Raw genomic sequence first — 25,380 nt, 5'->3', positions numbered from 1 at the left:
ATAGATAGCTCATGGCCGTCACACCCCCAAGGATAGACGGCAATTGCAAGGACTCAGCTCAATATGGAGACCGTTCCCAAGTATTTCAAGGCGCGTGACAGATTGTCGCAATCCAGACTGTCCAGCCAGTGTAAATCAGTCCAGCTGCGCAGCCATGTGAACTGGCGCTTCGCCAATTGGCGCGTGGCAATAATGCCGCGCTCCTGCATTTCGGCTGACGTCAGCTTGCCATCCAGATGATCCCAGACTTGGCGGTAGCCTACAGCACGTATCGAAGGCAACCCGGGATGCAGGTCACCTCTTGAACGCAGTGCTACGACCTCGTCCACGAACCCCTGTTCCAACATAATTGTGAATCTTTGTGCAATTCGTTCATGCAGCACCTGGCGATCCGCCGGAGCGATGGCCAGATTCGCCACAGTATAGGGCAATTGTGAGTGTCCCGAGGCGCCTGCTTCAGTACTTTGCGCAGTTTGTTTCAGCCTGTGTTCAGTCATGGTCTGGCCGCTGACCCGCCAGACTTCCAGGGCTCGCGTCAGGCGCTGGGGATCATTGGGATGAATCCGCGCGGCGGAAACTGGATCCACAACGGCCAACTGGTCGTGCAAGGCTTGCCAGCCAAGGCGTACAGCCTCTTCCTCCAGTTCGGCGCGCACCTGGGGATCCGCAGGCGGCATGTCCGCCAGCCCTTCCTGCAAAGCCTTGTAGTAGAGCATCGTGCCGCCCACCAGCAGCGGGATCTTGCCCCGTGCGGTGATATCGGCCATGGCGGCCAGGGCATCCGTGCGAAAATCGGCTGCCGAATAGCTCTCACTGGGATCAATAATGTCGATCAACCGGTGCGGGTACTGGGCCAGCAACTCTTTGGAGGGTTTGGCGGTGCCGATGTCCATGCCCCGGTAAACCAGGGCAGAGTCGACGCTGATCAGCTCGCACGGCAAGACTTTGGTCAGCTCGATGGCCAGGTCGGTCTTGCCGGCGGCCGTCGGGCCCATCAGGAAGATGGCGGGAGGCAAGGCACTCATCAACGGCCGCGCAAGAAGAGTTTGTCCAGGTCGTCCAGGCCCATTTGGGTCCAGGTCGGCCGGCCATGGTTGCACTGGCCACTGCGTTCGGTGTTTTCCATGTCCCGCAGCAGGCCGTTCATTTCCGGCAGGGCCAGGCGGCGGTTGGCGCGGATGGCGCCGTGGCAGGCCATGGTGCCAAGCAGTTCATTGATGTGGGCCTGGATCCGGTCACTGGTGCCGTATTCCATCAGGTCGGCCAGCACGTCGGCCACCAACCGGTTGGCCTCGGCCTGTTTGAGCAAGGCCGGGATCTGCCGGATAGCCAGGGTTTCCGGGCCCAGGCGCTGCAGCTCAAAGCCCAGCTTCTGGAACACGCTGAGGTGCTCTTCGGCGCAATCGGCCTCGCGCTGGCTGACCGCCAGGGACTCCGGCACCAGCAGCGGCTGGCCGCTCAAGCCTTCGCTGGCCATGGCGATCTTCAGGCGCTCGTACATGATCCGCTCGTGAGCGGCGTGCATGTCCACCAGCACCAGGCCATGGGCATTTTCAGCAAGGATGTAGATGCCCTTGAGCTGGGCCAATGCGTAACCCAACGGCGGCACATCGCCCTGGCCTTCCGGCAAGGCCGCAGCACCCGACTCGGCACCGGGCAGCGGCGCAAAAAACTCGCGATAGGCTGCCTGCGCCTCGGCCACCGGCACCGCCGATTGCGGGCGCGGTGTGTATTGGTACTGATAACCGGCGCCAGCTCCTGAGCCAGGCGCTGTATAGCTCGGCTGGGCTTGCGGCGATTGCAGCAGGTTGGCTGCCAGGCTCATTTCGCCCTGAGGCCCGAATTCACCGGCTTCCGGTCCCGAAGGACGGACAATCGCCGTGACAATCGGCGCCGACAGTTGATCATCCGGGCGCACATCGCCCAGGGCGCGGTGCAGGGTGCCGTAGAGGAAGTCGTGGACCATGCGCCCGTCACGGAAGCGCACTTCATGCTTGGTCGGGTGCACGTTAACGTCAACCACCGAGGGGTCGACCTCAAAAAACAGCACGAAGGTCGGGTGCCGCCCGTTGAACAATACGTCACGGTAGGCCTGGCGCACCGCGTGGGCCACCAGTTTGTCCCGTACCGCCCGGCCATTCACAAAGAAGTACTGCAAGTCTGCTTGACTGCGGGAGAAGGTCGGCAACCCCACCCAACCCCACAGGCGCAAGCCATTGCGCTCAATCTCGATCGGCAGCGCCTGCTCCAGGAACCCTGCACCGCAGATGGCCGAGACACGCCGCGCACGAGCTGCATCATCATGGGCCTCGTGCAGGCTGAGAATGGTCTTGCCGTTGTGACGCAGATGGAACGCCACATCAAACCGGGCCAGAGCCAGGCGCTTGATGACTTCCTGAAGGTGATCGAATTCGGTTTTCTCGGCCTTGAGGAATTTGCGCCGTGCCGGGGTGTTGAAGAACAGGTCACGCACTTCCACCGAAGTGCCCACCGGATGCGCCGCCGGCTGGACCCGTGGGGCCATGTCGCGGCCTTCGGTCTCCACCTGCCACGCCTGGTCGGCGTCACGGGTGCGAGACGTCAGGGTCAGGCGGGCCACGGAGCTGATGGAAGCCAAGGCTTCACCGCGAAACCCGAGGCTCATCACCCGTTCAAGGTCTTCCAGGTCGCGAATCTTGCTGGTGGCGTGACGCGCCAGGGCCAGCGGCAGGTCATCGGAGGAAATCCCACTGCCGTCGTCGCGCACCCGCAGCAGCTTGACGCCGCCCAACTCGACGTCGACGTCAATACGCTTGGCCCCGGAGTCGATGCTGTTTTCCAGCAACTCCTTGATCACCGAGGCTGGCCGTTCGACCACCTCGCCCGCCGCGATCTGGTTAGCCAGGCGCGGGCTGAGCAGTTCAATGCGCGAGGTGTTGCTCAGGACTGTTTCGCTCATTATTGCGCCGCCAGTTCAGTGCCAGGGATGGTCAACACCTGGCCGACTTTCAATTCATCGGTCTTCAGGTTGTTGGCACTGCGCAAAGTCGCCGCAGACACCTGGAAGCGCACCGCCAGCATTGCCAGGGTGTCACCCGGCTGCACACGATGGTCGCGCGGGCCCTGGGCGATCTTCCCGGAATCACGCAACCAGGCGATATAAGTGCCCGGCGGCGGGTTCTGCTGGAAGAACTGGCGAACACCGGCGCTGATGGAGCGCGCCAGCGCCTGCTGGTGACTGGCAGACGCCAGCTTCGAGGCTTCATTGGAGTTGGAGATAAACCCGGTTTCCACCAGGATCGATGGAATGTCCGGCGACTTGAGCACCATAAACCCGGCCTGCTCCACGCGCTGCTTGTGCAGCGAGGTAACGCGGCCAATATTGCTCAGGACTTTCTGCCCGACGTTCAGGCTGGAGGTCAGCGAGGCGGTCATCGACAAGTCGAGCAGCACGCCGGCGAGCATTTTGTCCTTGTCATCCAGGGAGACGTTGCCGGCCCCGCCGATCAGGTCGGAACGGTTTTCACTGTCCGCCAGCCAACGGGCTGTCTCGGACGTGGCCCCGCGATCAGACAGGGCAAACACCGAGGCGCCAAACGCAGCCGCCGAAGGCGCGGCGTCGGCGTGGATCGAGACGAACAGGTCGGCGCCCTTCTTGCGGGCGATTTCGGTACGGCCACGCAGCGGAATAAAGTAGTCGCCGGTACGGGTCAGCTCGGCGCGGTAGCCTTTCATGCCATTGATCTGGCGCTGCAGTTCGCGGGCGATGGCCAGCACCACGTCTTTTTCATGCTGGCCGCGAGAGCCCGAGGCACCCGGATCTTCCCCGCCGTGACCGGCATCGATGACCACGATGATGTCACGCTTGCCCGACGGAGCCGGTGGCAGCGGCGGCAACTTGACCTGAGGTTGCGACTGGTTGACCGGCACCGCAGGTATCGTCGCAACGCTTGGGGTGGGCGCAGGCGGCGGTGCGGCATCGGCGGCATTGTCGTACAGGTCGACCACCAGCCGGTTGCCATATTGCGCGTTGGGCGCCAGTACAAAACTTTTCGGGGTCACGGCCTTTTTCAGGTCGATGACCACCCGCAGATCGGTCGGCGTACGTTGAGCCGAGCGCATCGCGGTGATCGGGGTATTGGCCATGGCAACTTTCAACGGCGCGGCCAGGGTCGCACCGTTGATATCAATCACCAGGCGATCGGGCGCCGTAAGGGTGAAGACGCTGTGCTGAACCGGGCCAGACAGGTCGAATACCAGTCGCGTGTTATCCGGTGCCCGCCACAGGCGAACACTTTTCACCTGTGAGGCCGCCAGTGCATTGAAAGTCATTGCCGCAAGCAACACCCCTACGACAGTAACCAACGCGCGAAAGCGCATACCTAACCCCATCAATTATTTGAATTCCAATGCCAAGGCTGCGCACCACGACTCTGCGCGCACGCTCTGGGACAACAACTTCAGCTGACGTCCATGCTTATGCGGGGTAATGGTAATGGTCAGGTCCGGCTTTGGCAAAAAGCCTGTGCCTTTATCTGGCCACTCGATCAGGCACAAAGCGTCCTCATCGAAGTAATCGCGAATGCCCATGTACTCCAGCTCCTCAGGATCCACCAGGCGATACAGGTCGAAGTGGAACGCTCGCACGGCGCCAATTTCGTAAGGTTCTACCAAGGTGAACGTAGGGCTCTTCACCGCACCCGGGTGCCCCAGCCCGCGAATGATGCCCCGGGACAAGGTGGTTTTCCCGGCGCCCAAATCGCCTTCCAGAAAGATCAGACCCGAGCCTTTCGTCACCTGGGCAATACGGGTGCCAAGCGCGACCATGGCCTCTTCATCGGCCAGGAAAAGGATTACTTCAGACACGGCGATTGCTCCTCCAGCAACTGACGAATGGCGGGAATCAGGTCACTGGCGGCCAGCCCGCGACCAAAGGTGCCTTGACGATCACCGGCAGTGGCATGCAACCAGACCGCCAGACAGGCCGCATCAAACGCCGGCATGCCTTGAGCCAGTAAAGCACCGACCAGGCCGGCCAACACGTCGCCCAGGCCGGCCGTTGCCATTGCCGGGTGGCCCTGATCACAGCGGGCAACGCGACCGTCCGGGCTGGCGATCAAGCTGCCGGCGCCCTTGAGGATCGCCACCGCATTGAATTTCTGGCTCAGCGCGCGGGCCACGTTCAGGCGATCAGCCTGAACCTCGGCGGTCGAAATCCCCATCAAGCGGGCCGCTTCCCCGGGATGCGGGGTGATCACGCAATTGGCCGGCAGGCTGACGTTGCCCGCCGCCAGCAGGTTAAGGGCATCGGCGTCCCAGACTTGCGGCTGCCTGGCATTGGCCGCCACCGACAGCAGGCTTTTGCCCCAGGAGGCCTCCCCCAGGCCCGGGCCGATAACGATCACGGAAACCTTTTCCAGCAGGCCCATCAATTGATTGGCCGAGTGCACGCCCACGGTCATCACTTCCGGCAACCGCGCCAGTGCCGCCGCAACATGCTCGCTGCGGGTCGCCAGGGAAACCAGGCCGGCACCGCTGCGCAGGGCGCTCTCGGTGCCGAGCAAGGCGGCGCCGCCAAAACCCCGGTCGCCTCCGATCAGCAATACATGGCCGAACTGGCCTTTATGGGCGTCCGGGGAACGCGCAGCGAGTTGCGGCAATTGGCCGGGCAACAGGTGCTGAACGTCGGGTATTTCGTGTTTTGTCTGCGGCATGCGTCTTCAAGCTCCGATGTCTGGCAGAATTATACGCATCTAACCTGCGGTTTCTCTTGTTCATGCCTGCTATTACCTACGACCTGCCCGCCCTCGCCCAATCGATCAAAGACTGGGGCCGTGAGCTGGGTTTTCAACAAGTGGGCATCAGCGGCCTGGACCTCGCCGAGCATGAACAACACCTGCAACGCTGGCTCGAGGCCGGCTACCACGGCGAAATGGAGTACATGGGCGCCCATGGCAGCAAGCGCTCACACCCGGAAGAACTGGTGCCCGGCACCTTGCGCGTGGTGTCCCTGCGCATGGACTACCTGCCGGGCGACACGCAAATGGCCCAACTGCTGGCCAAACCGGAAAAAGCCTACATCTCCCGCTACGCCCTGGGCCGCGATTACCACAAGCTGATCCGCAAGCGCGTGCAGCAACTGGCGGACCGCATTCAAGCGCAGATCGGCCCGTTCGGCTTTCGTGCGTTCGTCGACAGCGCCCCCGTGCTGGAAAAAGCCATTGCCGAACAGGCCGGGCTGGGCTGGATCGGCAAGAACACCCTGGTACTCAACCGCAAGGCGGGCAGCTACTTCTTTCTGAGCGAGCTGTTTGTCGACCTGCCGTTGCCGGTCGACCCGCCCCACGCTACCGAACACTGCGGCCGCTGCACCGCCTGCCTGGACATCTGCCCCACCAACGCCTTCGTCGGGCCTTACGTACTGGATGCCCGGCGCTGTATTTCCTACCTGACCATCGAGCTGAAAAGCGCGATCCCCGAGGAGCTGCGCCCCCTGATCGGCAACCGGGTGTTTGGCTGCGATGACTGTCAGATCGTTTGCCCGTGGAATCGTTTCGCCCGGCCTACCGACGAAGGCGATTTCAAGCCGCGGCACAATCTGGATAACGCAGAACTGGCTGAATTATTCATGTGGGACGAAGACAAGTTCCTCAGCAACACCGAAGGTTCACCCCTACGCCGCGCCGGTTATGAGCGCTGGTTGCGTAACCTGGCGGTGGGTCTGGGCAATGCGCCGTCGAGCATTCCGGTACTGGAGGCGTTGAAGGCGCGCCGGGAATACCCCTCGGAACTGGTACGCGAACATGTGGAATGGGCGCTGAACCAGCACGCCGAGCGTCAGTGCACGTCATCGTTGTAGACGAACTTGGGCATTTCCCAGTGAAAGCGGATCGCCAAAAGACGCAGGAGAAAGCCGCTGAACAGCGTCAGCAGGATTGATTGCTCGCTGGGCAGTTCCAGATAGATGCACAGCATGTAGAACCAGGCGGCCAGGAACGACACGCTGGCATACAGCTCACGGCGGAAGATCAGCGGTATGTCGTTGCAGAAGATATCCCGCAGGATGCCACCGAATACCCCGGTGATCACACCGCTGACCGACGCCACCAGCATGCCATGGCCCATTTCCAGGGCGGTCATGCAGCCAATCAGGGTGAAGGCCACCAGGCCGACGGCGTCCAGCGCGAGGAACAGCGAGCGCAGGTGACGCATCAATGGCGCGATGAAGATCGTCACCAACGCCGCGATCGAGGTCAGCACCAGGTATTCCGGGTGTTTGACCCAGGTCAGCGGGTAATGGCCAAGCAATACGTCACGCACCGAACCGCCGCCCAGCGCCGTGACGCAGGCGATCAGCACCACACCAAACCAATCCATCCCGCGCCGCCCGGCGGACAAGGCGCCCGTCATGGCTTCGGCGGTGATGGCGATGAGGTAGAGCATCAGCAGCATGAGGGCGATCCTTGCAAAGTTGTGGCGAGGGGGCTTGTCCCCCGTTGGGCTGCGAAGCAGCCCCTTTTAAGGCGACGGAGTTTTTCGGGTGGACCGGGATGTCAGATTTCAGGGCCGCTTCGCAGCCCAACGGGGGACAAGCCCCCTCGCCACAGACAAGCCCCCTCACCACAAAAGCCCGCTCGGTTCAGGCATTACCGCTTTAGAACTTGATGAAATGCTTGCGGTAATGCTGCAGCTCGGCAATCGACTCGCGGATGTCGTCCAGCGCCAGGTGAGTGCTGCCCTTGTGGAAGCTGTCTTTGACTTCCGGCGCCCAGCGTGCGGCCAGTTCCTTCAAGGTCGACACGTCCAGGTTGCGGTAGTGGAAGTAGCTTTCCAGCGCCTTCATGTGGGTATAAAGAAAGCGGCGGTCCTGGCAAATGCTGTTACCGCAGATCGGCGACTTGCCCTTGGGCACCCACTTTTCCAGGAAGGCGATGGTTTCAGCTTCAGCCTCGGCCATGCTCACGCGACTGTCACGCACGCGCTGGGTCAGGCCCGAGTTGCCGTGGGTGCGGGTGTTCCACTCGTCCATGGTGGCCAGCACCGCGTCGCTGTGGTGAATGGCGATCACCGGACCTTCGGCCAAGGTGTTGAGGTTGCTGTCGGTGACAATGGTGGCCATCTCGATGATGACGTCGGTGTCTGGGTTCAGACCGGTCATTTCCAGATCGATCCAAATCAGGTTCTGTGGGTTTTGCATGTCGTGGTTCCTTGGCACCTTGGCGTAGCTGCGCAGTTTAGCAGGCAGGGCGTGCTAGACTCGCGACCGTTTTACCTAACCTTTGCATTATCGACACGGAACACCAATGGCCAAACGCCAGCTCAACCGTCGCCAAAACTGGCGCATCGAAAAGATTCAGGGTGAACGCGCAGCTCGCGCCGCCAAACGTGAATCCTCCGCCGTGGAAGCGCTTGAGGGCGGCGACCTGGGCCCCGAGCAAACGGGCCTGGTGATCGCGCACTTCGGTGTGCAGGTCGAAGTCGAGGCCAAAGAGGGCGAACACGCCGGCCAGGTGTTCCGTTGCCACTTGCGCGCCAACCTGCCTGCGCTGGTGACCGGCGACCAAGTCGTATGGCGTGCCGGCAACCAGGGCATCGGCGTGATCGTCGCCCAACTGCCGCGCACCACCGAACTGCGCCGCCCCGACAGCCGTGGCCAGCTCAAGCCGGTGGCGGCCAACGTCGACATGATCGTCATCGTCTTCGCGCCACTGCCCGAGCCCCATGCCAACCTGATCGACCGCTACCTGGTAGCGGCCGAACACGCCGGCATTCGCCCGCTGTTGCTGCTGAACAAGTTCGACCTGATCGACGAGCAGAACGCCCCGGCGCTCAACGCACTGCTGGCGGTGTACCGCACCCTCGGCTACCCGGTGCTGGAAGTCTCGGCGCATCACGGCAATGGCATGGACCAGTTGCAGACCGAGCTGGACGGCCGCATCAGCGTGTTCGTCGGCCAGTCCGGCGTGGGCAAATCGTCCCTGGTCAACAGCCTGTTGCCGGAAGTCGAAACCCGTGTGGGTCCATTGTCGGAACTGTCCGGCCAGGGCACCCACACCACCACCACCGCACGGCTGTTCCACTTCCCGGGCGGCGGCGAGCTGATCGACTCCCCCGGGATTCGTGAATTCGGCCTGGGCCACGTCAGCCGTGCCGATGTTGAGGCGGGCTTTATCGAGTTCAACGACTTGATCGGCACCTGCCGCTTCCGCGACTGCAAGCATGACCGCGAGCCGGGGTGTGCCCTGCTCAAGGCATTGGAAGACGGCCGCGTGCAGCAGCAACGGATGAACAGCTACCGCTCGATCATCGCCAGCTTGCCCGAGACCAGCTATTAACGTGTAGGAGCGAGCTTGCTCGCGAAAAACCTGAGGACGCCGCGTGCATTCAGACGGCGCGCGTCATCGTTAACGCCCATCGCGAGCAAGCTCGCTCCTACAGGGTGTAGCAGATACAAAAAGGCCGCGATCATCGCGGCCTTTTCGTATCCGACTTACGAGCCAGTCGCGGGCTGAGTCGGGTCCTTCACCCCGCCATCGTCAAACAAGTTCAGCTTCTGCCGTAGCTCGTGAGCCGGCAACGGTTCCTGCCCGGGCGGCAGGGCGTTCGGGTCAGCCGGCACTTCGCCAGGCGCGCCCTCACCCGGGGTCGGTACCGGCGGCGTTGCGTGCTGGTCACCTTCAATCGCACGCTGGGCCTTTTTGGTCAGCACGACGATATCGATGCGGCGGTTGATCGGGTTGAACGGATCCTTGGGGTCAAACAGCTGCGAGGACGCAAACCCCACCACTCGCGCCACTTGCGGGTCCGGATAGCTGCCGGCAACCAGCGCACGACGCGCGGCATTGGCCCGGTTGGCCGAGAGCTCCCAGTTGCCGAAGTCGCCCTGGCCCGCATATGGCTTGGCGTCGGTGTGGCCGCTGATGCTGATCTTGTTCGGCACCGCCTTGATGGTGTCGGCCATGGCCAGCAGGATGTCTTCAAAGTACGGCTTCAACCGCGCACTGCCCGAGTCGAACATCGGCCGGTTGGCCGCGTCCGTGATCTGGATACGTAAGCCATCTGGCGTGATCTCGAAGGAAATCTGGTCCTTGAACTTCAGCAGTTGCGGGTTTTCCTCGACCTTGGTTTGCAGTTCTTGCAGCAACAGCTCCAGGCGCTCCTGCTCGACTTGCTCAGCCATGGCTTCGACGGTATCGCGCTCGATCGGGATTTTTTCCTGGGGCGAGTCGGTCTTGATTTCCGGGTTGATGGTGCGCTCGGGCGCCAGCTGCGGCGAACCACCGAGGTCGATCACAAAAGGCGTGCCGCTCTCGGAAAAACCGATGGGGTCCTTGAAGTAACCGGCGATGGCGATCTTCTGTTCCGGCGTGGCCGTGGACATCAGCCACAGCACCAGGAAGAACGCCATCATCGCCGTCGCAAAGTCGGCGAAGGCGATTTTCCAGGCACCGCCATGGTGCCCCGCAGCGAAGCGCTTGACGCGCTTGATGATGATCGGCTGGTTGTTTTCCATGGCTTAGCGACCGCGAACCGCTTGTTCCAGCTCAGCGAAGCTTGGACGGTGCTTCGGATACAGAACCTTGCGCCCGAACTCCACTGCCAGCGACGGCGGCATGCCGGAAGCCGAGGCCACCAGGCACGCCTTGATCGCTTCGTACAGATTCACTTCTTCCTTGGCGTCATGGGCCAGGGAGGTGGCCAGCGGGCCGAAGAAACCGTAGGCCGCGAGAATACCGAAGAAGGTACCTACCAGTGCCGCACCGACGTGCATGCCGATCGCCTTCTGGTCGCCTTCACCGAGGGAGGCCATGGTGACCACGATCCCGAGAACCGCGGCCACAATACCGAAACCGGGCATACCGTCGGCGATGCCGGTCACGGCGTGGGATGGGTGCTCGAGTTCTTCCTTGAGGCTGAACAGCTCCATGTCGAACAGGCCTTCCAGCTCATGGGGTGCCATGTTGCCGGACGACATGATGCGCAGGTAGTCGCAGATATAGGCGGTCATGCGCTCATCTTTGAGCACCGCCGGGTACTTGGCAAAAATCGGGCTCGCCGCGGCGTCTTCGATGTCGCCTTCGATGGCCATCATGCCTTCGCGGCGGCTCTTGTTGAGGATCTCGTAGATCAGCCCCAGCACATCTAAATAGAAGGTGTGGGAGAAGCGCGAGCTGAACATGCCCAACGACTTCTTGATCACGTGCATGGTCATGTAGCCAGGGTTGGCCTGCAGGAATGCGCCGAACGCCGCACCGCCGATAATCAGCACTTCGAAGGGCTGGATCAGCGCTGCAATCTTGCCGTGGGACAGGACGTATCCGCCGAGCACGCTCGCGATGACGACGATGATGCCGATAATTTTAGCCATAGGGGATGAGTACTTGCGCCGTCGGGTTCAGGGTCATATTCGCAAGAGTTGAAAACTCTTGTTCTACTTATCGGCAAATCTGCGCCAGACTATAGCTCGTTAAGGCGAAAAACCAGTTCGGCCCGTCCCGGGCGTGTTGACCGCAAGTGATGATCGCGCCCCAATCATGGCAAATGAAACGACAGTCTCAACTCAAAAACCCACGACCCTGGCCGCCTGGATAAAGCGTCTGGACACGGTTCTGTTGCCTGTTCCGCAGGCGAACCACGACCGCGTCTGCAAGGCCATCGGCGACAACCGCAGTTCGTTGCGCGATATTGCAGAGCTGATGCAAAACAGCCCGGCGCTGGTGCTCAGCGTGATGCGCGAGGCCAATAACCAGGCCCACGGCAGCCTCGCGGAACCGGCGGAAAACCTTGAAGTGGCGATCAATCGCCTCGGCCTGAAACGCACCGAAGAACTGCTGGCACGCCTGCCTTCAGTGCCACTGAATGAAATCCCCGTAGCCCTGCGCCAGTTGCAGATGGTCAGCCAGCACGCGTCGCAACAAGCCAGCGGCCTGTTCGCCAGCCGCCTGGCGCGCTTGTGGCAAGACATTCACTGGGGCAGCCTGCTGTTCCTTTCGCCGCTGTGGCCGATGGCGATTGCCTACCCCAAGCTGCTGGAAGAATGGGAGCTGCGGGTGATTCACAAGGGCGAATCGGCACGCACCGTCGAACAGGAAGTGTTCGGCGTGCGCCTGCTGGACCTGTGCCTGGGATTGACCGAGGCCTGGCGCCTGCCAATCTGGGTATCCCAGGGCTATACGTTGCTCCTGACGGACCAGCGCTTGCTGGTCAAGGCACTGCACATTGCCCGTGAAGATGAACCCTTGCGCCAACAGCAGTTGCTGGATGCCGACCCGAACCTGCGTCGCTGGCTGAATCAGCCGGCCAACACTGTGTTGCTGGCCAACGGCCTGGCGCTGGCGGCCCAGGAGTCGTGGACCTGCCCGCACACCCGGCGCTGGCAGTACCTGACCGCGCTTTACCTGCAACAACCGCTGGCCGAGGTGCAGCAACAGTCTCACCAGCACGCGGTGATCAGCGCCCGCAGCACCCTGATGCGCGATTTGTGGCACCCGGCGTTGTCGCTGCTCTGGCCATGGGACGTACAACGCGTTCACCACGGTTTGCTGCCGGCGCCGCCGCCCACCGCAGAGTCCCTGGCGGTCTGGCGCAAGCGTTGCACCGAATTGCTGGTGGAGCCGAGCCGCTTCGCCAACGCCATGCACCTGACCACCTGCGCCAAGGAAGCCCTGGCGGCCTGCGGCATGCAGCGGGTGATGTTGCTGATGGCAGACAAAACCCTGAGCACCCTGCGGGCGCATCAAGTCGACGGCCTGCCCAAGGACGCCGACAACCTGAGCCTCGACGTCGCGCAAAGCACCCTGCTGCAACGGCTGCTGGCAAAAGCTGCCCAAGTGCGCCTGACCACCGACAACCACCTCCAGTTCTCGGCACTGCTGCCCCCGGAACTGCGCCGCCTGTTCAAAGGCGAACACCTGCTTCTGCGCTCCCTGAGTTGCAATGGCCGGGTGGTGATGCTGATGGTGGCGGACCAGGGGGGCGGGCCGTTCTCGGAAACCACCGTGCAGGCCTTCGGCAAAACCGCTCAATGCATCGAAAAGGCCCTGCACTGCTTTACCAACCGCAGCGCCTGATGCTTGCGCTACAATCGCCCTCCTTTAGCGCCCAACTTTTATGCCCAGGAGACCTCACATGCCTGACTTCTCTGGCTTGCCGCTGGTCATCGAGGCCAGTGACCTGCTCGGTCGCCTCGATGCCGAACACCTGATTCTGGTGGACCTCACCAGCGCCGCGCGTTACGCCGAAGGGCACATCCCCGGCGCACGCTTTGTCGATCCAAAACGCACCCAACTGGGACAGCCACCCGCGCCGGGCCTGCTGCCAGGCAAGGCTGATCTTGAAAAACTGTTTGGCGAACTGGGCCACACACCGGATGCCACCTACGTGGTGTACGACGACGAAGGCGGCGGCTGGGCCGGGCGGTTCATCTGGATGCTGGATGTGATCGGCCACAAGAAATACCACTACCTCGACGGCGGCCTGCTGGCGTGGCTGGAAGAAAAACACCCGGTGTCTACTGAGGTACCGGCCAGCGCCGGCGGCCCGGTCAGCCTGACGCTCCATGAAGAACCCACCGCCACCCGCGAGTACCTGCAAAGCCGCCTCGGCGCTGCCGACCTCGGCATCTGGGACGCCCGTGGCCCGCTGGAATACTCCGGGGAGAAAGTCCTCGCGGCCAAAGGTGGACACATTCCCGGCGCGGTGAACTTCGAATGGACCGCCGGCATGGACAAGGCGCGCCAACTGCGGATTCGCCGCGACATGCCGCAGATCCTCGAAGACCTGGGGCTGACGCGCGACAAAGAAATCATCACTCACTGCCAGACTCACCACCGTTCTGGCTTCACCTATCTGGTGGCCAAGGCACTCGGTTATCCGCGAGTCAAAGGTTATGCCGGTTCCTGGGGCGAATGGGGCAACCACCCCGACACCCCCGTTGAGATTTAAGGTTTAAGGACAGTTAATGAAAAAGCAGTTGTTTATCCTCAGCCAGTACTTGCTGCCCCACCACCTGCTGTCGCGGCTGGCCGGCTGCATTGCCGAATGCCGCGTGCGCTGGTTCAAGAATGCCTTCACCACCTGGTTCGCCAAGCGTTATCAGGTGGACATGTCCCAGGCCCTGGTTGAAGACGTGACGGCCTACGAGCACTTCAACGCCTTCTTCACCCGTGCCCTGAAAGACGGGGCGCGGCCTCTGGACCAAACTCCGGGTTCGATTCTCAGCCCGGCCGACGGGGCGATCAGCCAACTGGGCCCGATTGAGCATGGCCGGGTATTCCAGGCCAAGGGCCACAGCTTCAGCGTGCTGGAATTGCTCGGCGGCGATTCGGCTGTCGCCGCGCCATTTATGGGCGGTGACTTCGCCACCGTTTACCTGTCGCCGAAAGACTACCATCGCGTCCATATGCCACTGGCCGGCACCCTGCGGGAAATGGTCTACATCCCGGGCCGCATTTTCTCGGTAAACCAGACCACCGCTGAAAACGTACCGGAGCTGTTTGCACGCAACGAGCGCGTTGCCTGCATTTTCGACACCGAACGCGGCCCGATGGCCGTGGTGTTGGTGGGCGCGATGATCGTGGCGTCGATTGAGACAGTATGGGCTGGCCTGGTGACACCACCGAAGCGCGAGCTGAAAACCTTCCGCTACGACGAAGCCGCCCGTGGGCCGATCCACCTTGAAAAAGGCGCGGAACTGGGACGCTTCAAGCTGGGTTCGACGGCGATCGTACTGTTTGGGCCGAACCAGGTGAAATGGTCGGAAGAGTTGCTGGCGGGTACGCCGGTGCAGATGGGCCAGGGTATGGCGCTGCCGAAATCCTGACGCGGATCAAATGTGGGAGCGGGCTTGCTCGCGAAGGCGGTGGATCAGTCAACAGGTGTATCGACTGAATCACCGCTTTCGCGAGCAAGCCCGCTCCCACATTGACCGTGTTCCTACAGTGATGACGGGTTATAGCTGACCGTCGCGGTCGCGGAAGCCCAGCAGGTACAGCACCCCATCCAGCCCCAAGGTCGAAATCGCCTGCTTGGCCGATTGCTTGACCAGCGGCTTGGCGCGAAACGCCACACCCAACCCGGCAATCGCCAGCATCGGCAAGTCATTCGCCCCGTCGCCGACCGCAATGGTCTGCTCCAGACGCAACCCTTCCTTGTGTGCCAATTCCCGCAACAAATCCGCTTTACGCTGAGCGTCGACAATCGGCTCCACGGCCACGCCCGTCACCTTGCCGTCCACCACTTCCAGCTCGTTGGCGAACACGTAGTCGATGCCCAGTTTGGCCTGCAATTGCTTGGCAAAGTAGGTGAAGCCCCCCGACAGGATCGCGGTCTTGTAGCCCAGGCGCTTGAGTTCGGCGAACAGGGTTTCGGCGCCTTCGGTCAGGCGCAGGGAAGCGCCGATGGAGTCCAGCACGCTTACATCCAGGCCTTTGAGCAGGGCCAGGCGCTCCTTGAAGCTGGCACGGAAATCCAGCTCGCCGGCCATGGCGCGCTCGGTGATTTCCGAAACTTGCTCACCCACACCGGCCGCCTTGGCCAATTCGTCGATGACTTCAGCTTCGATCAGCGTCGAGTCCATGTCGAACACTGCCAGGCGGCGATTGCGGCGGAACAGTGAATCTTCCTGGAAGGCGATGTCGACGTTCAGCTCCTGGGCAACGCTCAAGAATTCGGCGCGCAACGCCTGGGGATCCGCCGGTTCGCCGCGCACGGAGAACTCGATGCAGCCCTTGCCTTTGTCAGCGGGTGTGTCCAGCGGCATACGACCCGACAGACGGTCAATATGATCGATGTTCAAACCGTACTGAGCGGTGATTGAGCTCACACGCTGCAATTGCTCGGCCGTTACCTTGCGGGTCAACAGCGTCACGATATGGCGTTTTTTGCCCTGGCCGGCGACCCAGTTCTGGTAATCCTCTTCGGACACCGGCGTGAAACGCACCTGCTGATCCAGCTTATACGCCGTAAACAGGATGTCCTTGAGCACGGACGAGGCTTGTTCGGTGCTTGGAATTTCCACCAGGATGCCGAACGACAGCGTGTCGTGAATCACCGCCTGGCCGATGTCGAGAATGTTCACACCACCCTGGGCCAGAACACCGGTAATGGCTGCGGTGAGACCCGGACGGTCCTCACCGGTGATGTTAATCAGGACAATTTCGCGCAAAGCGCACCCCCGAGCTGGAAAAAAACCGCATTCTACCCACTTTCAGTGACCATCGGGCACAGCCAGCGCTTTGCCGGTCTTGGGCCTGTCGCTATACTGCGCGTCAACTTCACGGACTAAAGAGCCGAGCTTAAGTGAACCGGCCCACGCCAGTAAAAACCGATAACTTCTTCCTGCTGATCTTCCGGGCACTGCGCCACCGCCGTGTACCGATCGCATTACGCATCGCCAGCCATAACGTGATCCTGGTCGCTCTGGCCCTGGTCATCTACGCCTGCGTGATGGGTTTGCAGTTCAAACAGGCCATGCACGAGCAAGCCGACGCCCTGGGCGCGAGCCTGACCACCCAGACCGCCACCTCGGCGACTGAGTTGTTGGTGTCCAACGACATCCTCAGCCTCAACGTGCTGCTCAACAACCTGACCAAGAACCCGCTGGTGGCCCACGCCGCTATCTATAGCGTGGACAACCGGATCATGGCCGAAGCCGGGCAACGCCCGAAAAACGGCCTGCTGGGTGAAGCCGAAGGCCTGTACCAGAGCAATATCACGTTTCAGGACGTGAAGGCCGGCCAACTGCGCATCAGCCTGGACATGCAACAATTCCAGCAGCCGATGACCATCAGCCTGCAAAGCATGGGCATCCTGAGTGCGATCCTGCTGGCACTGTCCCTGGCCTTGAGCCTGCGCCTGGGCCGGCATATCTCCACGCCACTGATGCAACTGCGCATCTGGCTGCGGGATATCGACGAACACACCCCGGCCACCGACCGCCAGGACGAAATCGGCGACCTTGCCCGCCAGCTGCACAGCAGCTTCGCGCCGGAACCCGTGGTGCCCGAGGTTGAACCCGAGCCCGAGTTTGACGACACCGATTACGAAGACGACGAGCCCGAGTTTGAGGTGCGCAACCTGCGCGACCCAAGCTTCGACGAGTCGGCGCCTGTGGCGGGCCTGAAGCCGGTCGCCCGGCAAGTGATCAAGGCTGAAGAAGACGAACTGGACGAAGAAGACCCGTTCGCCGATCTTCGCGACAACTCTGCGCCAAGCGCCACCGTTGCGCCGCAACCGGCACCGGTGCGAAATACCCAGCCTCAGCACAGCGCGGTATTGGCGGTGCAGTTGGGTGCACAGGATCAGTTGCGTCGCTTGCCTCGCGCACGCCTGACCGAGCTGTTGGAGCGTTATCGTGATTGCCTCGACCAGGCTGCCTCGCTGTATCAGAGCGAACTGCACACCCTGAACGATGGCAGCACATTGATGCTGTTCCACAGTGAAGACAGCGGCGAAGACTACCTGACTAACGCCATCTGCTGCGGCGAGCTGCTGCGGGCCCTGGGCCATGCGCTGCAAATCGAAGTGGCTGACAGCGGCATTACCTTGCAGCTGCAACTGGGCCTGACGGTAGGCGACGATCTGTATGGCATGAGCCAGATTGATCTGCTGCTGACCGAGATTGCCCAGGACGCCCTGGCCCTGTCGCAACACAGCCGCAACCTGCTGCTGGTGGAGCGCAAGATCAGCGACGACGTGCTGATCCGCCAGCGTGCGCGGATCCGCCCGATTGCCAGCCCTGAGGGTGCGTGCTGCGTGGAGCGGTTGATGGAGCCTTACCCGTCGATGCTGGAGCGCCAGCTGGCGCGGATGCATGAGACGCGGGCGAAGAACTAACCTTGAGCCAATAAAAAGCCCGCCAATGATCACTCATTGGCGGGCTTTTTTATGGCTCTCTGTAGGAGCGAGCTTGCTCGCGAAGATCGTCAACGATTACGCAGGCTTACTGATAAACCGTGTCGTTCTTGTGTTTTTCGCGAGCAAGCTCGCTCCTACAGTGGGCCTTTTCGTTGGTGCATCAGGTCAGAACCTGAACACTTCCATATCGGTACGAATCGGCACGGCCATCGGCATCTTCGGCTTCTCCGGTGCGGCTGGCTTGGTCGCCGCCGGCGCCTGCTTGCGCGGCGCTTCTGCAACCGCCGGCTGGTTGGCCAATGGCTTGAGGGCCACGGACAACTGCTGGGCCAAATTCTGCAACAACACGCCCTGGGCCTGAACCTGGGACGCCGTGGTACCGCTATGTTCTTCCTGCAAATGCACGATGCGGTTGTCCCGCACCTGACCGCGACGATCGATCAGGCGCCACTGCGCATCCAGGATCGCCGGCTGGGAAACACCGGAGTCCAGCCGCGTAATGGTCAGCAAGACCTGCACGTCCGGGGTAAAGCCCGCCGGTGCCGGTGCCAGTACCACACGCTGGCTGTCCAGGTGACCCGCTACCTGGCGCAACATCAACTGATTGATGTCGGACGACAGGCTACCGGCCCAGCGACCATCGGTTGAACCTTGCAGGCTGCCGTCGTTCTGACGTTGCAGCAGGGTTTCGCGTTGCAGGTAGTCGGCCACGACAACAGGGCCAAGCAATACGGCCATGCCGGCACTTTGTGCAGGCTGAGCCGGACTTCCACTGTCCAGCTGATACAGCGACACAGGTTGATGTGTGCTGCAACCCGCCAGGCCCAGAAGACCAGCGAGCAACAAAATTAAAGGAAGGCGTGGAGCAGTCATCATCCCATCCAGGTGGCTGCCACAAGGCGAACCACAATGTAATACTCAAAAATAACCTGTACGCGCTCAGCCACGCCGGCGCTGGAAAGGCCATATCATCCGTGAATATGCGCCATGACTCCAGCGCGAAAGCGTCGATCTACGGGTTAAATCGTAGATCGGGCGCTCTATATCGCCTTAAACAGGTGTTTCAACCAATAATGCGTCCACTCGCTGGAAGCCCCGCGGCAGTTTGTTACCGCGACGGCCCCGCTCACCCTTGTAGTGCTCAAGGTCATCAGGGCGCAGCGACAACGTGCGTTTACCGGCCTGCAGCACCAAGGTCGAGCCCTCCGGGATCACGGCGATGTCGGTCACGTACTCTTCGCGACTGGCCACCCGCTCCCCGGGGATACCAATAATCTTGTTGCCCTTGCCTTTGCCCAACTGCGGCAAATCACTGATCTTGAACACCAGCAGGCGCCCTTCAGTGGTCACCGATGCAAGCCAATTGCCTTCACGGTCTTCCACCGGACGCGGCAGGATCACCTTGGCGTTGTTCGGCAGGCTCAACAACGCCTTGCCCGCCTTGTTCTTGGCCTGCAGGTCTTCACCCTTGACCACGAACCCGTAGCCGGCATCGGAGGCGATGACGTACAGCGAATCATCGTCCGGCAACAGCACGCATTCAAAATTCGCCCCGGGTGGCGGCGTCAGGCGCCCCGTCAACGGCTCGCCCTGCCCCCGCGCCGATGGCAAGGTATGCGCCGGCACCGAATAACTGCGACCGGTGGAGTCGATAAACACCGCAAACTGGTTGGAACGCCCCGCCGCAGAGGTTTTGAAACCGTCGCCGGCCTTGTACGACAAGCCGGTGGCGTCAATATCATGCCCTTTGGCCGAGCGAACCCAACCCTTTTCCGACAGAACGACGGTAATTTTCTCGTTGGGCAGCAGCTCGGTTTCGGTCAGGGCCTTGGCTTCGGCACGCTCGACAATCGGCGAACGGCGGTCGTCGCCATAGGTTTCGGCGTCCTTGATCAGCTCGGTGCGCACCAGCTTCTTCAGCTTGGCTTCGCTGCCCAGCAGGGCCTGGAGCTTGGCCTGTTCCTTGAGCAGCGCGTCCTGTTCGTCCCGCAGCTTCATCTCTTCCAGTCGCGCCAACTGACGCAAGCGGGTGTCGAGGATGTAGTCCGCCTGGATTTCGCTGAGCTCGAAGCGCGCAATCAGCTCGGCTTTCGGGTGCTCGGCGGTACGGATGATGTGGATCACTTCATCCAGGTTGAGGTAGGCAATCAGCAAACCGTCCAACAGATGCAGGCGGCGCTCGACTTTGTCGAGGCGGAATTGCAGGCGGCGACGCACGGTCTGCACCCGGAACTCCAGCCATTCCACCAGCAAGGCCCGCAGGTTTTTCAACTGCGGCTTGCCGTCCAGACCAATGATGTTGACGTTGACCCGGTAGCTGGACTCCAGCTCGGTGCTGGCAAACAAGTGCTGCATCAGCACTTCATGGTCGACCCGGCTGTTGGTCGGGATGATCACGATGCGGCACGGGTTCTCGTGGTCGGACTCGTCACGCAGGTCGGCCACTTGCGGCAGCTTCGACGGCTTGGCCTGCATCAGCGCGGCAATCTGCTCCAGCACCTTGGCACCGGACACTTGATGGGGCAGCGCGGTAACGATGATGTCGCCGTCTTCGATGTGGTACACGGCGCGCATGCGCACCGAGCCTTTACCGGTCTGGTAGATTTTCAGCAGGTCGGCACGAGGCGTGATGATTTCCGCTTCAGTCGGGTAATCCGGCCCTTGGATGTGTTCGCACAACTGCTCGACCGTTGCCTTCGGCTCATCCAGCAAGCGTACGCACGCCGCAGCCACTTCCCGCAGGTTGTGGGGCGGTACGTCAGTGGCCATGCCCACAGCGATGCCCGTGGTGCCATTGAGCAGGATATTCGGCAAACGTGCCGGCAATACCAGAGGTTCGTCGAGGGTGCCGTCAAAGTTCGGGCCCCAATTGGCCGTGCCCTGCCCCAGTTCGCTGAGCAGCACTTCCGAATACCGCGACAGGCGCGCTTCGGTGTAACGCATGGCGGCGAAGGACTTGGGATCATCCGGCGCACCCCAGTTACCCTGGCCGTCCACCAGCGTGTAGCGGTAGCTGAACGGCTGGGCCATCAGCACCATGGCTTCGTAGCACGCCGAGTCACCGTGGGGGTGGAATTTACCCAGCACGTCACCGACGGTACGCGCCGACTTCTTGTGCTTGGAGTCTGCGTCCAGGCCCAACTCACTCATCGCATAGATAATGCGCCGCTGTACGGGCTTCAGGCCGTCGCCGATATGCGGCAAGGCACGGTCCATGATCACGTACATGGAGTAGTTGAGGTAGGCATTTTCGGTGAAGTCAGCCAGCGACCGGCGTTCAACGCCGTCTAAGCTGTCTGCAAGGATGTCACTCATGCGGGCCTCATCATTGTTTGGTCTGGCGCAGCAGCAAGGTGCCGCTGCGCTGGGTAAATTCAAGTTGTTTCAATGCACTCATGCCCAGCAATACCTGGTCATCGCCCAGCCCCGGCACCACCAGGGCCCGCACGTCCTGCAGGACGATATCACCCAATTGCAGGCAGCCCAGTTCGGTCCGAAAGCCTTGGGTTCGCCCGTTGGCCGTACTCACGCCAACCGGCATGCCGCGTTTAAGCCCGAGTCGGTCAGCCAATTCGGCCGGAACCGCCACGTCGGTGGCCCCGGTATCGAGCATGAACTCCACCGGCTGGCCGTTGATCTGGCCGCTGGCGACAAAATGTCCCTGGCCGTTGCCCAGCAGTTTTACTTCGATATAGCCCTCGTGTTGCTCCGAGGTCACAACGGCATTGGGATTTTCCTGATGCCTTTCCCACTGCCCAAAAAACCGTGTCGCCAAAAACAAACCGGCGCCCCATGCCACGAACATCAACACACGGCCGGCACGTTTGCCGGGTGGCGGGGTACTCATGGCTTGGCGCTCCAGCCGCCTGCGGGGGCGGCGAAACGATAGACTATCGGCCGTTTTTCGCCATCGGCGCGAGCACCGAAGTTATTGTCCAGGCCGATCCAGGCGCCGTCTGCATCCACCACCAACGCTTCGGCCAGGCCGTAGGGCTGATTGTATTGGCGCTGCGGCGCCAGCATGTCATCGGCGTAGGACCAGCATTGTTCGACCTTCGCCGTCACGGGGTCACGACGGCACAACTGAAACTGGCTGCTTTCGAGGGTAAACAGCTTGCCCTCGAACAGCGCGACGTCAGAGAAATTGCGCGAGACCGCCTTGGCCTTGGGCATCTGTGCCGGCTGCATCTCGGTGCCCGCCTCGCTCAACAACACGCAAGGCCCATCACAATCCCAAAGGCTTTGCGGGCGCTTGATGGAAATCAACCCACGCCGCTCACGCTCGGCGGCCAGCCAGATCTGATTGCCTTCGGGGTTCACCGCCAGGCCTTCGAACAACGCGTTGAAGTGCAGCAGCATGCCGCTGGCCCGGGCTTCGCGGACCATGCCCGGGGCGATCTTCAGCCACTCGGGCGCACCGCTCACCGGCACCTGCAGCACCGCCGCGTGGGCCTCACTGACGATGTAGCGGTTGCCCGCCGCATCGCAACTGATCCCTTCAAAATCCAGGTCGCCGCCACGAATCAACGCCGCCGCCTTGGTGCGCGAGCGCAGGCCAAAGGGCAACCCGGATTCCGGCACCGGCGGCACGTCGATCTTCACCGTTTCGGCCTGCCAGGTATCGGCGCTGATATCCAGCCGATAGATCTGGTCGTCGTCGCGATCGGACACCGTCCACAATGCCTTGCCGCACAACGCCAGGCCCGACAGGTTACCGCCGCGCATGCCGTCTACCGGGTGCTCGGAGATCAATTTGAGCTCAGCCACAGGCGCCGCGACCACCGAGGTGGCCGCCAACCCGCTCAACAACAGAATCGCCAGGGCGAAACTGCTGCGCATCAGCCCAGAACCTCGGCCAGGTTGCCCTTGGACTCCAGCCAGCTCTTGCGGTCCGGCGCACGTTTCTTCGCCAGCAACATGTCCATCATTTCCGACGTGGCGGCAAAATCTTCCAGGGTCAATTGCACCAGGCGCCGGGTATTCGGGTCCATGGTGGTTTCCCGCAGTTGGGGCGGATTCATCTCACCCAGGCCTTTGAATCGGGTGACCTGAGGCTTGCCGCGCTTCTTCTCGGCCACCAGACGGTCAAGAATGCCATCGCGCTCGGCTTCGTCCAGGGCGTAGAAAATCTCTTTGCCCAGGTCGATGCGGTACAGCGGCGGCATGGCGACGTAGACGTGACCGGCATCCACCAACGGGCGGAAATGCTGAACGAACAGCGCGCAGAGCAAGGTCGCAATGTGCAAGCCGTCGGAGTCGGCGTCGGCGAGGATGCAGATCTTGCCGTAGCGCAGTTGGGCGATATCGGCCGAGCCCGGGTCGACACCGATGGCCACCGCAATGTTGTGCACTTCCTGGCTGGCCAGCACTTCGCTGCCGTCGACTTCCCAGGTGTTGAGGATCTTGCCGCGCAGGGGCAGGATCGCCTGGAACTCCTTGTCCCGCGCTTGTTTGGCGGAACCGCCGGCGGAGTCACCTTCCACCAGGAACAGTTCGGAGCGCATCGGGTCTTGCCCGGCGCAGTCGGCCAGCTTGCCCGGAAGTGCCGGGCCCTGGGTGATGCGCTTGCGCTCGACTTTCTTGCTGGCCTTCAAACGACGGCCGGCGTTGTTGATCGCCAGCTCCGCCAGGGCCAGGCCCAGTTCAGGGTGTTCGTTGAGCCACAGACTGAAGGCGTCCTTCACAACGCCCGAAACAAACGCCGCCGCCTCACGGGACGACAGGCGCTCCTTGGTCTGGCCGGAGAATTGCGGCTCCTGCATTTTCATCGACAGGACGAACGCGATCCGCTCCCAGACGTCTTCCGGCGCCAGCTTCACGCCACGCGGCAACAGGCTGCGGTATTCGCAGAACTCGCGCATGGCATCCAGCAGGCCCTGGCGCAAACCGTTGACGTGGGTACCGCCCTGGGCGGTCGGGATCAGGTTGACGTAGCTTTCCTGAACGCTGTCGCCGCCTTCCGGCAACCACAACAGGGCCCAGTCCACGGCTTCTTTATTACCGGCCAGGCTGCCGCAGAACGGCTCGTTGGGCAGGCGCTCGAATTCGCTGACGGAGTCTTCCAGGTAGGAGCGCAGGCCGTCTTCGTAGTGCCACTCGACCTTTTCGCCGGTGCCCTTGTCTTCAAAGCTGACCAGCAGGCCCGGGCACAGCACAGCCTTGGCCTTGAGCACGTGCTTGAGGCGGCTGATGGAGAATTTGGGTGAATCGAAGTATTTCGGGTCCGGCGCGAAATACACGCTGGTACCGGTGTTGCGCTTGCCGACGGTGCCGATCACTTCCAGGTCGGTGGCTTTGTAGCCATCGGCGAACGTCATCTGGTACTCGTTGCCGTCGCGCTTGACCTTGACCCGCACGTGGTTCGACAAGGCGTTGACCACGGAAATACCCACACCGTGCAAGCCCCCGGAGAACTGGTAGTTCTTGTTGGAGAACTTGCCGCCGGCGTGCAGCTTGGTGAGGATCAGCTCGACGCCCGACACCCCCTCTTCCGGGTGGATGTCCACCGGCATGCCGCGACCGTCGTCGGACACTTCCAGGGAATGGTCGGCGTGAAGGATGACTTGTACCGACTTGGCGTGCCCGGCCAAGGCTTCGTCGACGCTGTTGTCGATGACTTCCTGGGCAAGGTGGTTCGGCCGACTGGTGTCGGTGTACATGCCGGGGCGTTTGCGCACCGGGTCGAGGCCCGAGAGGACTTCGATGGCGTCGGCGTTATAAGAGCTAGCGCTGGGAGTGGCCATGGGGTCTCGTCGTGAGTCGTTCGATTAAAAAGTAACCTGCGGTTTCACAATGCGGTGAAATCGAAGGATTGGTACTGATCGGAGCCTATGCCGGCAAAACTCAACAGCGCCGGTAACTGTTGCGCGAAGCCCTGGTAACCATGGTCGCCACCGGCCTGGATGCGCAAGGCACAGGCCCGGTAATACTGCTGGGCGAGCCGATAATCCAGTGTTTCGTCGCCGGTCTGCAACCACACCTGATAACGCTGGGCGTCCTGGGGCGCCGGGACTTCCAGCTCGGCCAGGGCCGCGACGTGATCATGGGTCAATTCCCAGGTCTCATCGGTGTAGAGGTTCTTCTGGGTGCCCAGGTAACCGTCGAACATCCGATGAGGGCTGACTGCCGGGTTGACCAGCAAGGCATTGAGGCCATGGCGTTCGGCAAGATGGGTTGCATAGTAGCCGCCGAGTGAGCTGCCGACCAGCAGTGGCCTTCCGAGGTCACGGATCGCCGCCTCCAACTGGGGGATCGCCTGGCGGGGGTGGTGATGCAGGGCCGGCACGCGCAATTGGTCGGCCAGACCGAGGCTGTCCATCACGGTGATCAACTGGCTGGCCTTGTTGGAGGCGGGTGCGCTGTTGAAACCGTGGATATACAAGATCGATGCGGACATTCCGGGTCCTCTGGGGGCGGCTTAAAGAGGGGCAGTTTACAGGGAACTGGGGGGCTAGGCTCTAGCCGGGTATCTGTGTACATATCAGTTGCTTCGGTAACGGCGGCTATGGGTTCCGCCCTTACGGCGGGTCACTTTTGAAAAGAGCC

At 61.9% G+C, this 25,380-nt stretch carries 22 protein-coding genes; 6 read left to right on the top strand and 16 right to left on the bottom strand.

Going from position 1 to position 25,380, the window contains the following annotated elements; genetic code table 11:
• Positions 1-53: 53 nt before the first annotated feature.
• From miaA to HX855_RS14490, 5 genes are read right to left on the bottom strand one after another with little or no spacing between them, the layout of a single operon-like run.
• Positions 54-1,025 (bottom strand): tRNA (adenosine(37)-N6)-dimethylallyltransferase MiaA, encoded by a 972-nt coding sequence (miaA, locus tag HX855_RS14510; protein WP_177083100.1) that lies wholly within the window; start codon positions 1,023-1,025, stop codon positions 54-56.
• The gene (gene mutL, locus HX855_RS14505) at positions 1,025-2,923 is read right to left on the bottom strand and encodes a DNA mismatch repair endonuclease MutL (RefSeq protein WP_177083330.1); all 1,899 of its coding nucleotides are present in this window, start codon (positions 2,921-2,923) and stop codon (positions 1,025-1,027) included. The genes miaA and mutL overlap by 1 nt, the downstream gene beginning before the upstream one ends.
• A 14-nt stretch (positions 2,924-2,937) precedes the next feature.
• Entirely contained in the window at positions 2,938-4,371 is a 1,434-nt protein-coding gene (locus HX855_RS14500; RefSeq protein ID WP_218175722.1) for an N-acetylmuramoyl-L-alanine amidase, read from the bottom strand.
• A 3-nt stretch (positions 4,372-4,374) separates the two neighbouring features.
• Entirely contained in the window at positions 4,375-4,845 is a 471-nt protein-coding gene (gene tsaE / locus HX855_RS14495) for a tRNA (adenosine(37)-N6)-threonylcarbamoyltransferase complex ATPase subunit type 1 TsaE (RefSeq protein WP_177083096.1), read from the bottom strand.
• Positions 4,833-5,693 (bottom strand): NAD(P)H-hydrate dehydratase, encoded by an 861-nt coding sequence (locus HX855_RS14490; protein ID WP_177083094.1) that lies wholly within the window; start codon positions 5,691-5,693, stop codon positions 4,833-4,835. The genes tsaE and HX855_RS14490 overlap by 13 nt, the downstream gene beginning before the upstream one ends.
• Positions 5,694-5,755: 62 nt before the next feature.
• Between HX855_RS14490 and queG the strand changes: the two genes are divergently transcribed.
• A complete protein-coding gene (gene queG / locus HX855_RS14485) occupies positions 5,756-6,838 on the top strand; it encodes a tRNA epoxyqueuosine(34) reductase QueG (protein ID WP_177083092.1) in 1,083 nt (360 codons plus the stop codon).
• On the opposite strand, the gene HX855_RS14480 is transcribed toward queG, so the two are convergent.
• Together HX855_RS14480 and orn are read right to left on the bottom strand one after the other, a co-directional pair.
• A complete protein-coding gene (locus HX855_RS14480) occupies positions 6,817-7,431 on the bottom strand; it encodes a trimeric intracellular cation channel family protein (RefSeq protein ID WP_177083090.1) in 615 nt (204 codons plus the stop codon). The two genes, queG and HX855_RS14480, sit on opposite strands and share 22 nt — an antisense overlap.
• Positions 7,432-7,633: 202 nt before the next feature.
• Positions 7,634-8,176, bottom strand: a complete 543-nt coding sequence (gene orn / locus HX855_RS14475; RefSeq protein WP_003217529.1) for an oligoribonuclease — start codon at positions 8,174-8,176, stop codon at positions 7,634-7,636.
• 106 nt (positions 8,177-8,282) lie between these two features.
• Here orn and rsgA point away from each other — a divergent pair, with 106 nt between their 5' ends.
• Positions 8,283-9,314 (top strand): small ribosomal subunit biogenesis GTPase RsgA, encoded by a 1,032-nt coding sequence (gene rsgA, locus HX855_RS14470; RefSeq protein ID WP_177083088.1) that lies wholly within the window; start codon positions 8,283-8,285, stop codon positions 9,312-9,314.
• A 155-nt stretch (positions 9,315-9,469) separates the two neighbouring features.
• Here rsgA and motB read toward each other — a convergent pair whose 3' ends face one another.
• Positions 9,470-10,492, bottom strand: a complete 1,023-nt coding sequence (gene motB, locus HX855_RS14465) for a flagellar motor protein MotB (RefSeq protein WP_177083086.1) — start codon at positions 10,490-10,492, stop codon at positions 9,470-9,472.
• A gap of 3 nt (positions 10,493-10,495) precedes the next feature.
• Positions 10,496-11,347 carry a flagellar motor stator protein MotA gene (gene motA, locus HX855_RS14460; protein WP_177083084.1) on the bottom strand — a complete coding sequence of 284 codons (852 nt, stop codon included), beginning with the start codon at positions 11,345-11,347 and terminating at the stop codon, positions 10,496-10,498.
• 166 nt (positions 11,348-11,513) lie between these two features.
• Between motA and HX855_RS14455 the strand changes: the two genes are divergently transcribed.
• From HX855_RS14455 to asd, 3 genes are read left to right on the top strand one after another with little or no spacing between them, the layout of a single operon-like run.
• A complete protein-coding gene (locus HX855_RS14455; protein WP_177083082.1) occupies positions 11,514-13,049 on the top strand; it encodes an HDOD domain-containing protein in 1,536 nt (511 codons plus the stop codon).
• A 58-nt stretch (positions 13,050-13,107) separates the two neighbouring features.
• A complete protein-coding gene (locus HX855_RS14450) occupies positions 13,108-13,923 on the top strand; it encodes a rhodanese-like domain-containing protein (protein WP_102367974.1) in 816 nt (271 codons plus the stop codon).
• Positions 13,924-13,939: 16 nt separating this feature from the next.
• Positions 13,940-14,800: an archaetidylserine decarboxylase gene (gene asd / locus HX855_RS14445; protein WP_177083079.1), complete on the top strand. Its 861-nt coding sequence runs from the start codon at positions 13,940-13,942 to the stop codon at positions 14,798-14,800.
• Positions 14,801-14,929: 129 nt separating this feature from the next.
• Here the strand turns inward: asd and serB are convergent, their stop codons facing one another.
• Positions 14,930-16,144, bottom strand: coding sequence for a phosphoserine phosphatase SerB (gene serB, locus HX855_RS14440; protein ID WP_177041265.1), 1,215 nt, complete (start codon positions 16,142-16,144; stop codon positions 14,930-14,932).
• Positions 16,145-16,278: 134 nt separating this feature from the next.
• On the opposite strand from serB, the gene HX855_RS14435 reads away from it, so the two are divergent.
• Positions 16,279-17,814, top strand: a complete 1,536-nt coding sequence (locus HX855_RS14435) for a histidine kinase (protein WP_177083077.1) — start codon at positions 16,279-16,281, stop codon at positions 17,812-17,814.
• Between the two features lie 186 nt (positions 17,815-18,000).
• Here the strand turns inward: HX855_RS14435 and HX855_RS14430 are convergent, their stop codons facing one another.
• The 6 genes from HX855_RS14430 to HX855_RS14405 form a co-directional block, all read right to left on the bottom strand.
• The gene (locus HX855_RS14430; RefSeq protein WP_177083075.1) at positions 18,001-18,708 is read right to left on the bottom strand and encodes a membrane integrity-associated transporter subunit PqiC; all 708 of its coding nucleotides are present in this window, start codon (positions 18,706-18,708) and stop codon (positions 18,001-18,003) included.
• A 177-nt stretch (positions 18,709-18,885) separates the two neighbouring features.
• On the bottom strand, positions 18,886-21,150 hold the full coding sequence (gene parC / locus HX855_RS14425) for a DNA topoisomerase IV subunit A (RefSeq protein WP_177083073.1): 2,265 nt from the start codon (positions 21,148-21,150) through the stop codon (positions 18,886-18,888).
• A 10-nt stretch (positions 21,151-21,160) separates the two neighbouring features.
• Positions 21,161-21,682, bottom strand: a complete 522-nt coding sequence (locus tag HX855_RS14420) for a TIGR02281 family clan AA aspartic protease (RefSeq protein ID WP_177083071.1) — start codon at positions 21,680-21,682, stop codon at positions 21,161-21,163.
• Positions 21,679-22,674, bottom strand: a complete 996-nt coding sequence (locus HX855_RS14415; protein ID WP_177083069.1) for an esterase-like activity of phytase family protein — start codon at positions 22,672-22,674, stop codon at positions 21,679-21,681. The genes HX855_RS14420 and HX855_RS14415 overlap by 4 nt, the downstream gene beginning before the upstream one ends.
• A complete protein-coding gene (parE, locus tag HX855_RS14410; RefSeq protein WP_177083067.1) occupies positions 22,674-24,578 on the bottom strand; it encodes a DNA topoisomerase IV subunit B in 1,905 nt (634 codons plus the stop codon). The genes HX855_RS14415 and parE overlap by 1 nt, the downstream gene beginning before the upstream one ends.
• A 44-nt stretch (positions 24,579-24,622) precedes the next feature.
• Positions 24,623-25,231, bottom strand: coding sequence for a YqiA/YcfP family alpha/beta fold hydrolase (locus HX855_RS14405; protein ID WP_003209516.1), 609 nt, complete (start codon positions 25,229-25,231; stop codon positions 24,623-24,625).
• Positions 25,232-25,380: the final 149 nt, after the last annotated feature.

This window comes from Pseudomonas sp. IPO3778 (assembly GCF_013386825.1).
Taxonomy (GTDB): Bacteria; Pseudomonadota; Gammaproteobacteria; order Pseudomonadales; family Pseudomonadaceae; genus Aquipseudomonas.
This window is presented reverse-complemented; position numbering and strand designations above follow the sequence as displayed.

Excerpts from the sequence above, each read along its gene's own strand:
- HX855_RS14415 (WP_177083069.1), bottom strand. The coding sequence starts at position 22,674 with ATGCGCAGCAGTTTCGCCCTGGCGATTCTGTTGTTGAGCGGGTTGGCG.
- HX855_RS14420 (WP_177083071.1), bottom strand. The coding sequence starts at position 21,682 with ATGAGTACCCCGCCACCCGGCAAACGTGCCGGCCGTGTGTTGATGTTC.
- HX855_RS14430 (WP_177083075.1), bottom strand. The coding sequence starts at position 18,708 with ATGACTGCTCCACGCCTTCCTTTAATTTTGTTGCTCGCTGGTCTTCTG.
- parC (WP_177083073.1), bottom strand. The coding sequence starts at position 21,150 with ATGAGTGACATCCTTGCAGACAGCTTAGACGGCGTTGAACGCCGGTCG.
- rsgA (WP_177083088.1), top strand. The coding sequence starts at position 8,283 with ATGGCCAAACGCCAGCTCAACCGTCGCCAAAACTGGCGCATCGAAAAG.
- HX855_RS14455 (WP_177083082.1), top strand. The coding sequence starts at position 11,514 with ATGGCAAATGAAACGACAGTCTCAACTCAAAAACCCACGACCCTGGCC.
- queG (WP_177083092.1), top strand. The coding sequence starts at position 5,756 with ATGCCTGCTATTACCTACGACCTGCCCGCCCTCGCCCAATCGATCAAA.
- miaA (WP_177083100.1), bottom strand. The coding sequence starts at position 1,025 with ATGAGTGCCTTGCCTCCCGCCATCTTCCTGATGGGCCCGACGGCCGCC.
- HX855_RS14480 (WP_177083090.1), bottom strand. The coding sequence starts at position 7,431 with ATGCTGCTGATGCTCTACCTCATCGCCATCACCGCCGAAGCCATGACG.
- HX855_RS14500 (WP_218175722.1), bottom strand. The coding sequence starts at position 4,371 with ATGGGGTTAGGTATGCGCTTTCGCGCGTTGGTTACTGTCGTAGGGGTG.
- motB (WP_177083086.1), bottom strand. The coding sequence starts at position 10,492 with ATGGAAAACAACCAGCCGATCATCATCAAGCGCGTCAAGCGCTTCGCT.
- motA (WP_177083084.1), bottom strand. The coding sequence starts at position 11,347 with ATGGCTAAAATTATCGGCATCATCGTCGTCATCGCGAGCGTGCTCGGC.
- parE (WP_177083067.1), bottom strand. The coding sequence starts at position 24,578 with ATGGCCACTCCCAGCGCTAGCTCTTATAACGCCGACGCCATCGAAGTC.
- HX855_RS14450 (WP_102367974.1), top strand. The coding sequence starts at position 13,108 with ATGCCTGACTTCTCTGGCTTGCCGCTGGTCATCGAGGCCAGTGACCTG.
- asd (WP_177083079.1), top strand. The coding sequence starts at position 13,940 with ATGAAAAAGCAGTTGTTTATCCTCAGCCAGTACTTGCTGCCCCACCAC.
- HX855_RS14405 (WP_003209516.1), bottom strand. The coding sequence starts at position 25,231 with ATGTCCGCATCGATCTTGTATATCCACGGTTTCAACAGCGCACCCGCC.
- HX855_RS14490 (WP_177083094.1), bottom strand. The coding sequence starts at position 5,693 with ATGCCGCAGACAAAACACGAAATACCCGACGTTCAGCACCTGTTGCCC.
- orn (WP_003217529.1), bottom strand. The coding sequence starts at position 8,176 with ATGCAAAACCCACAGAACCTGATTTGGATCGATCTGGAAATGACCGGT.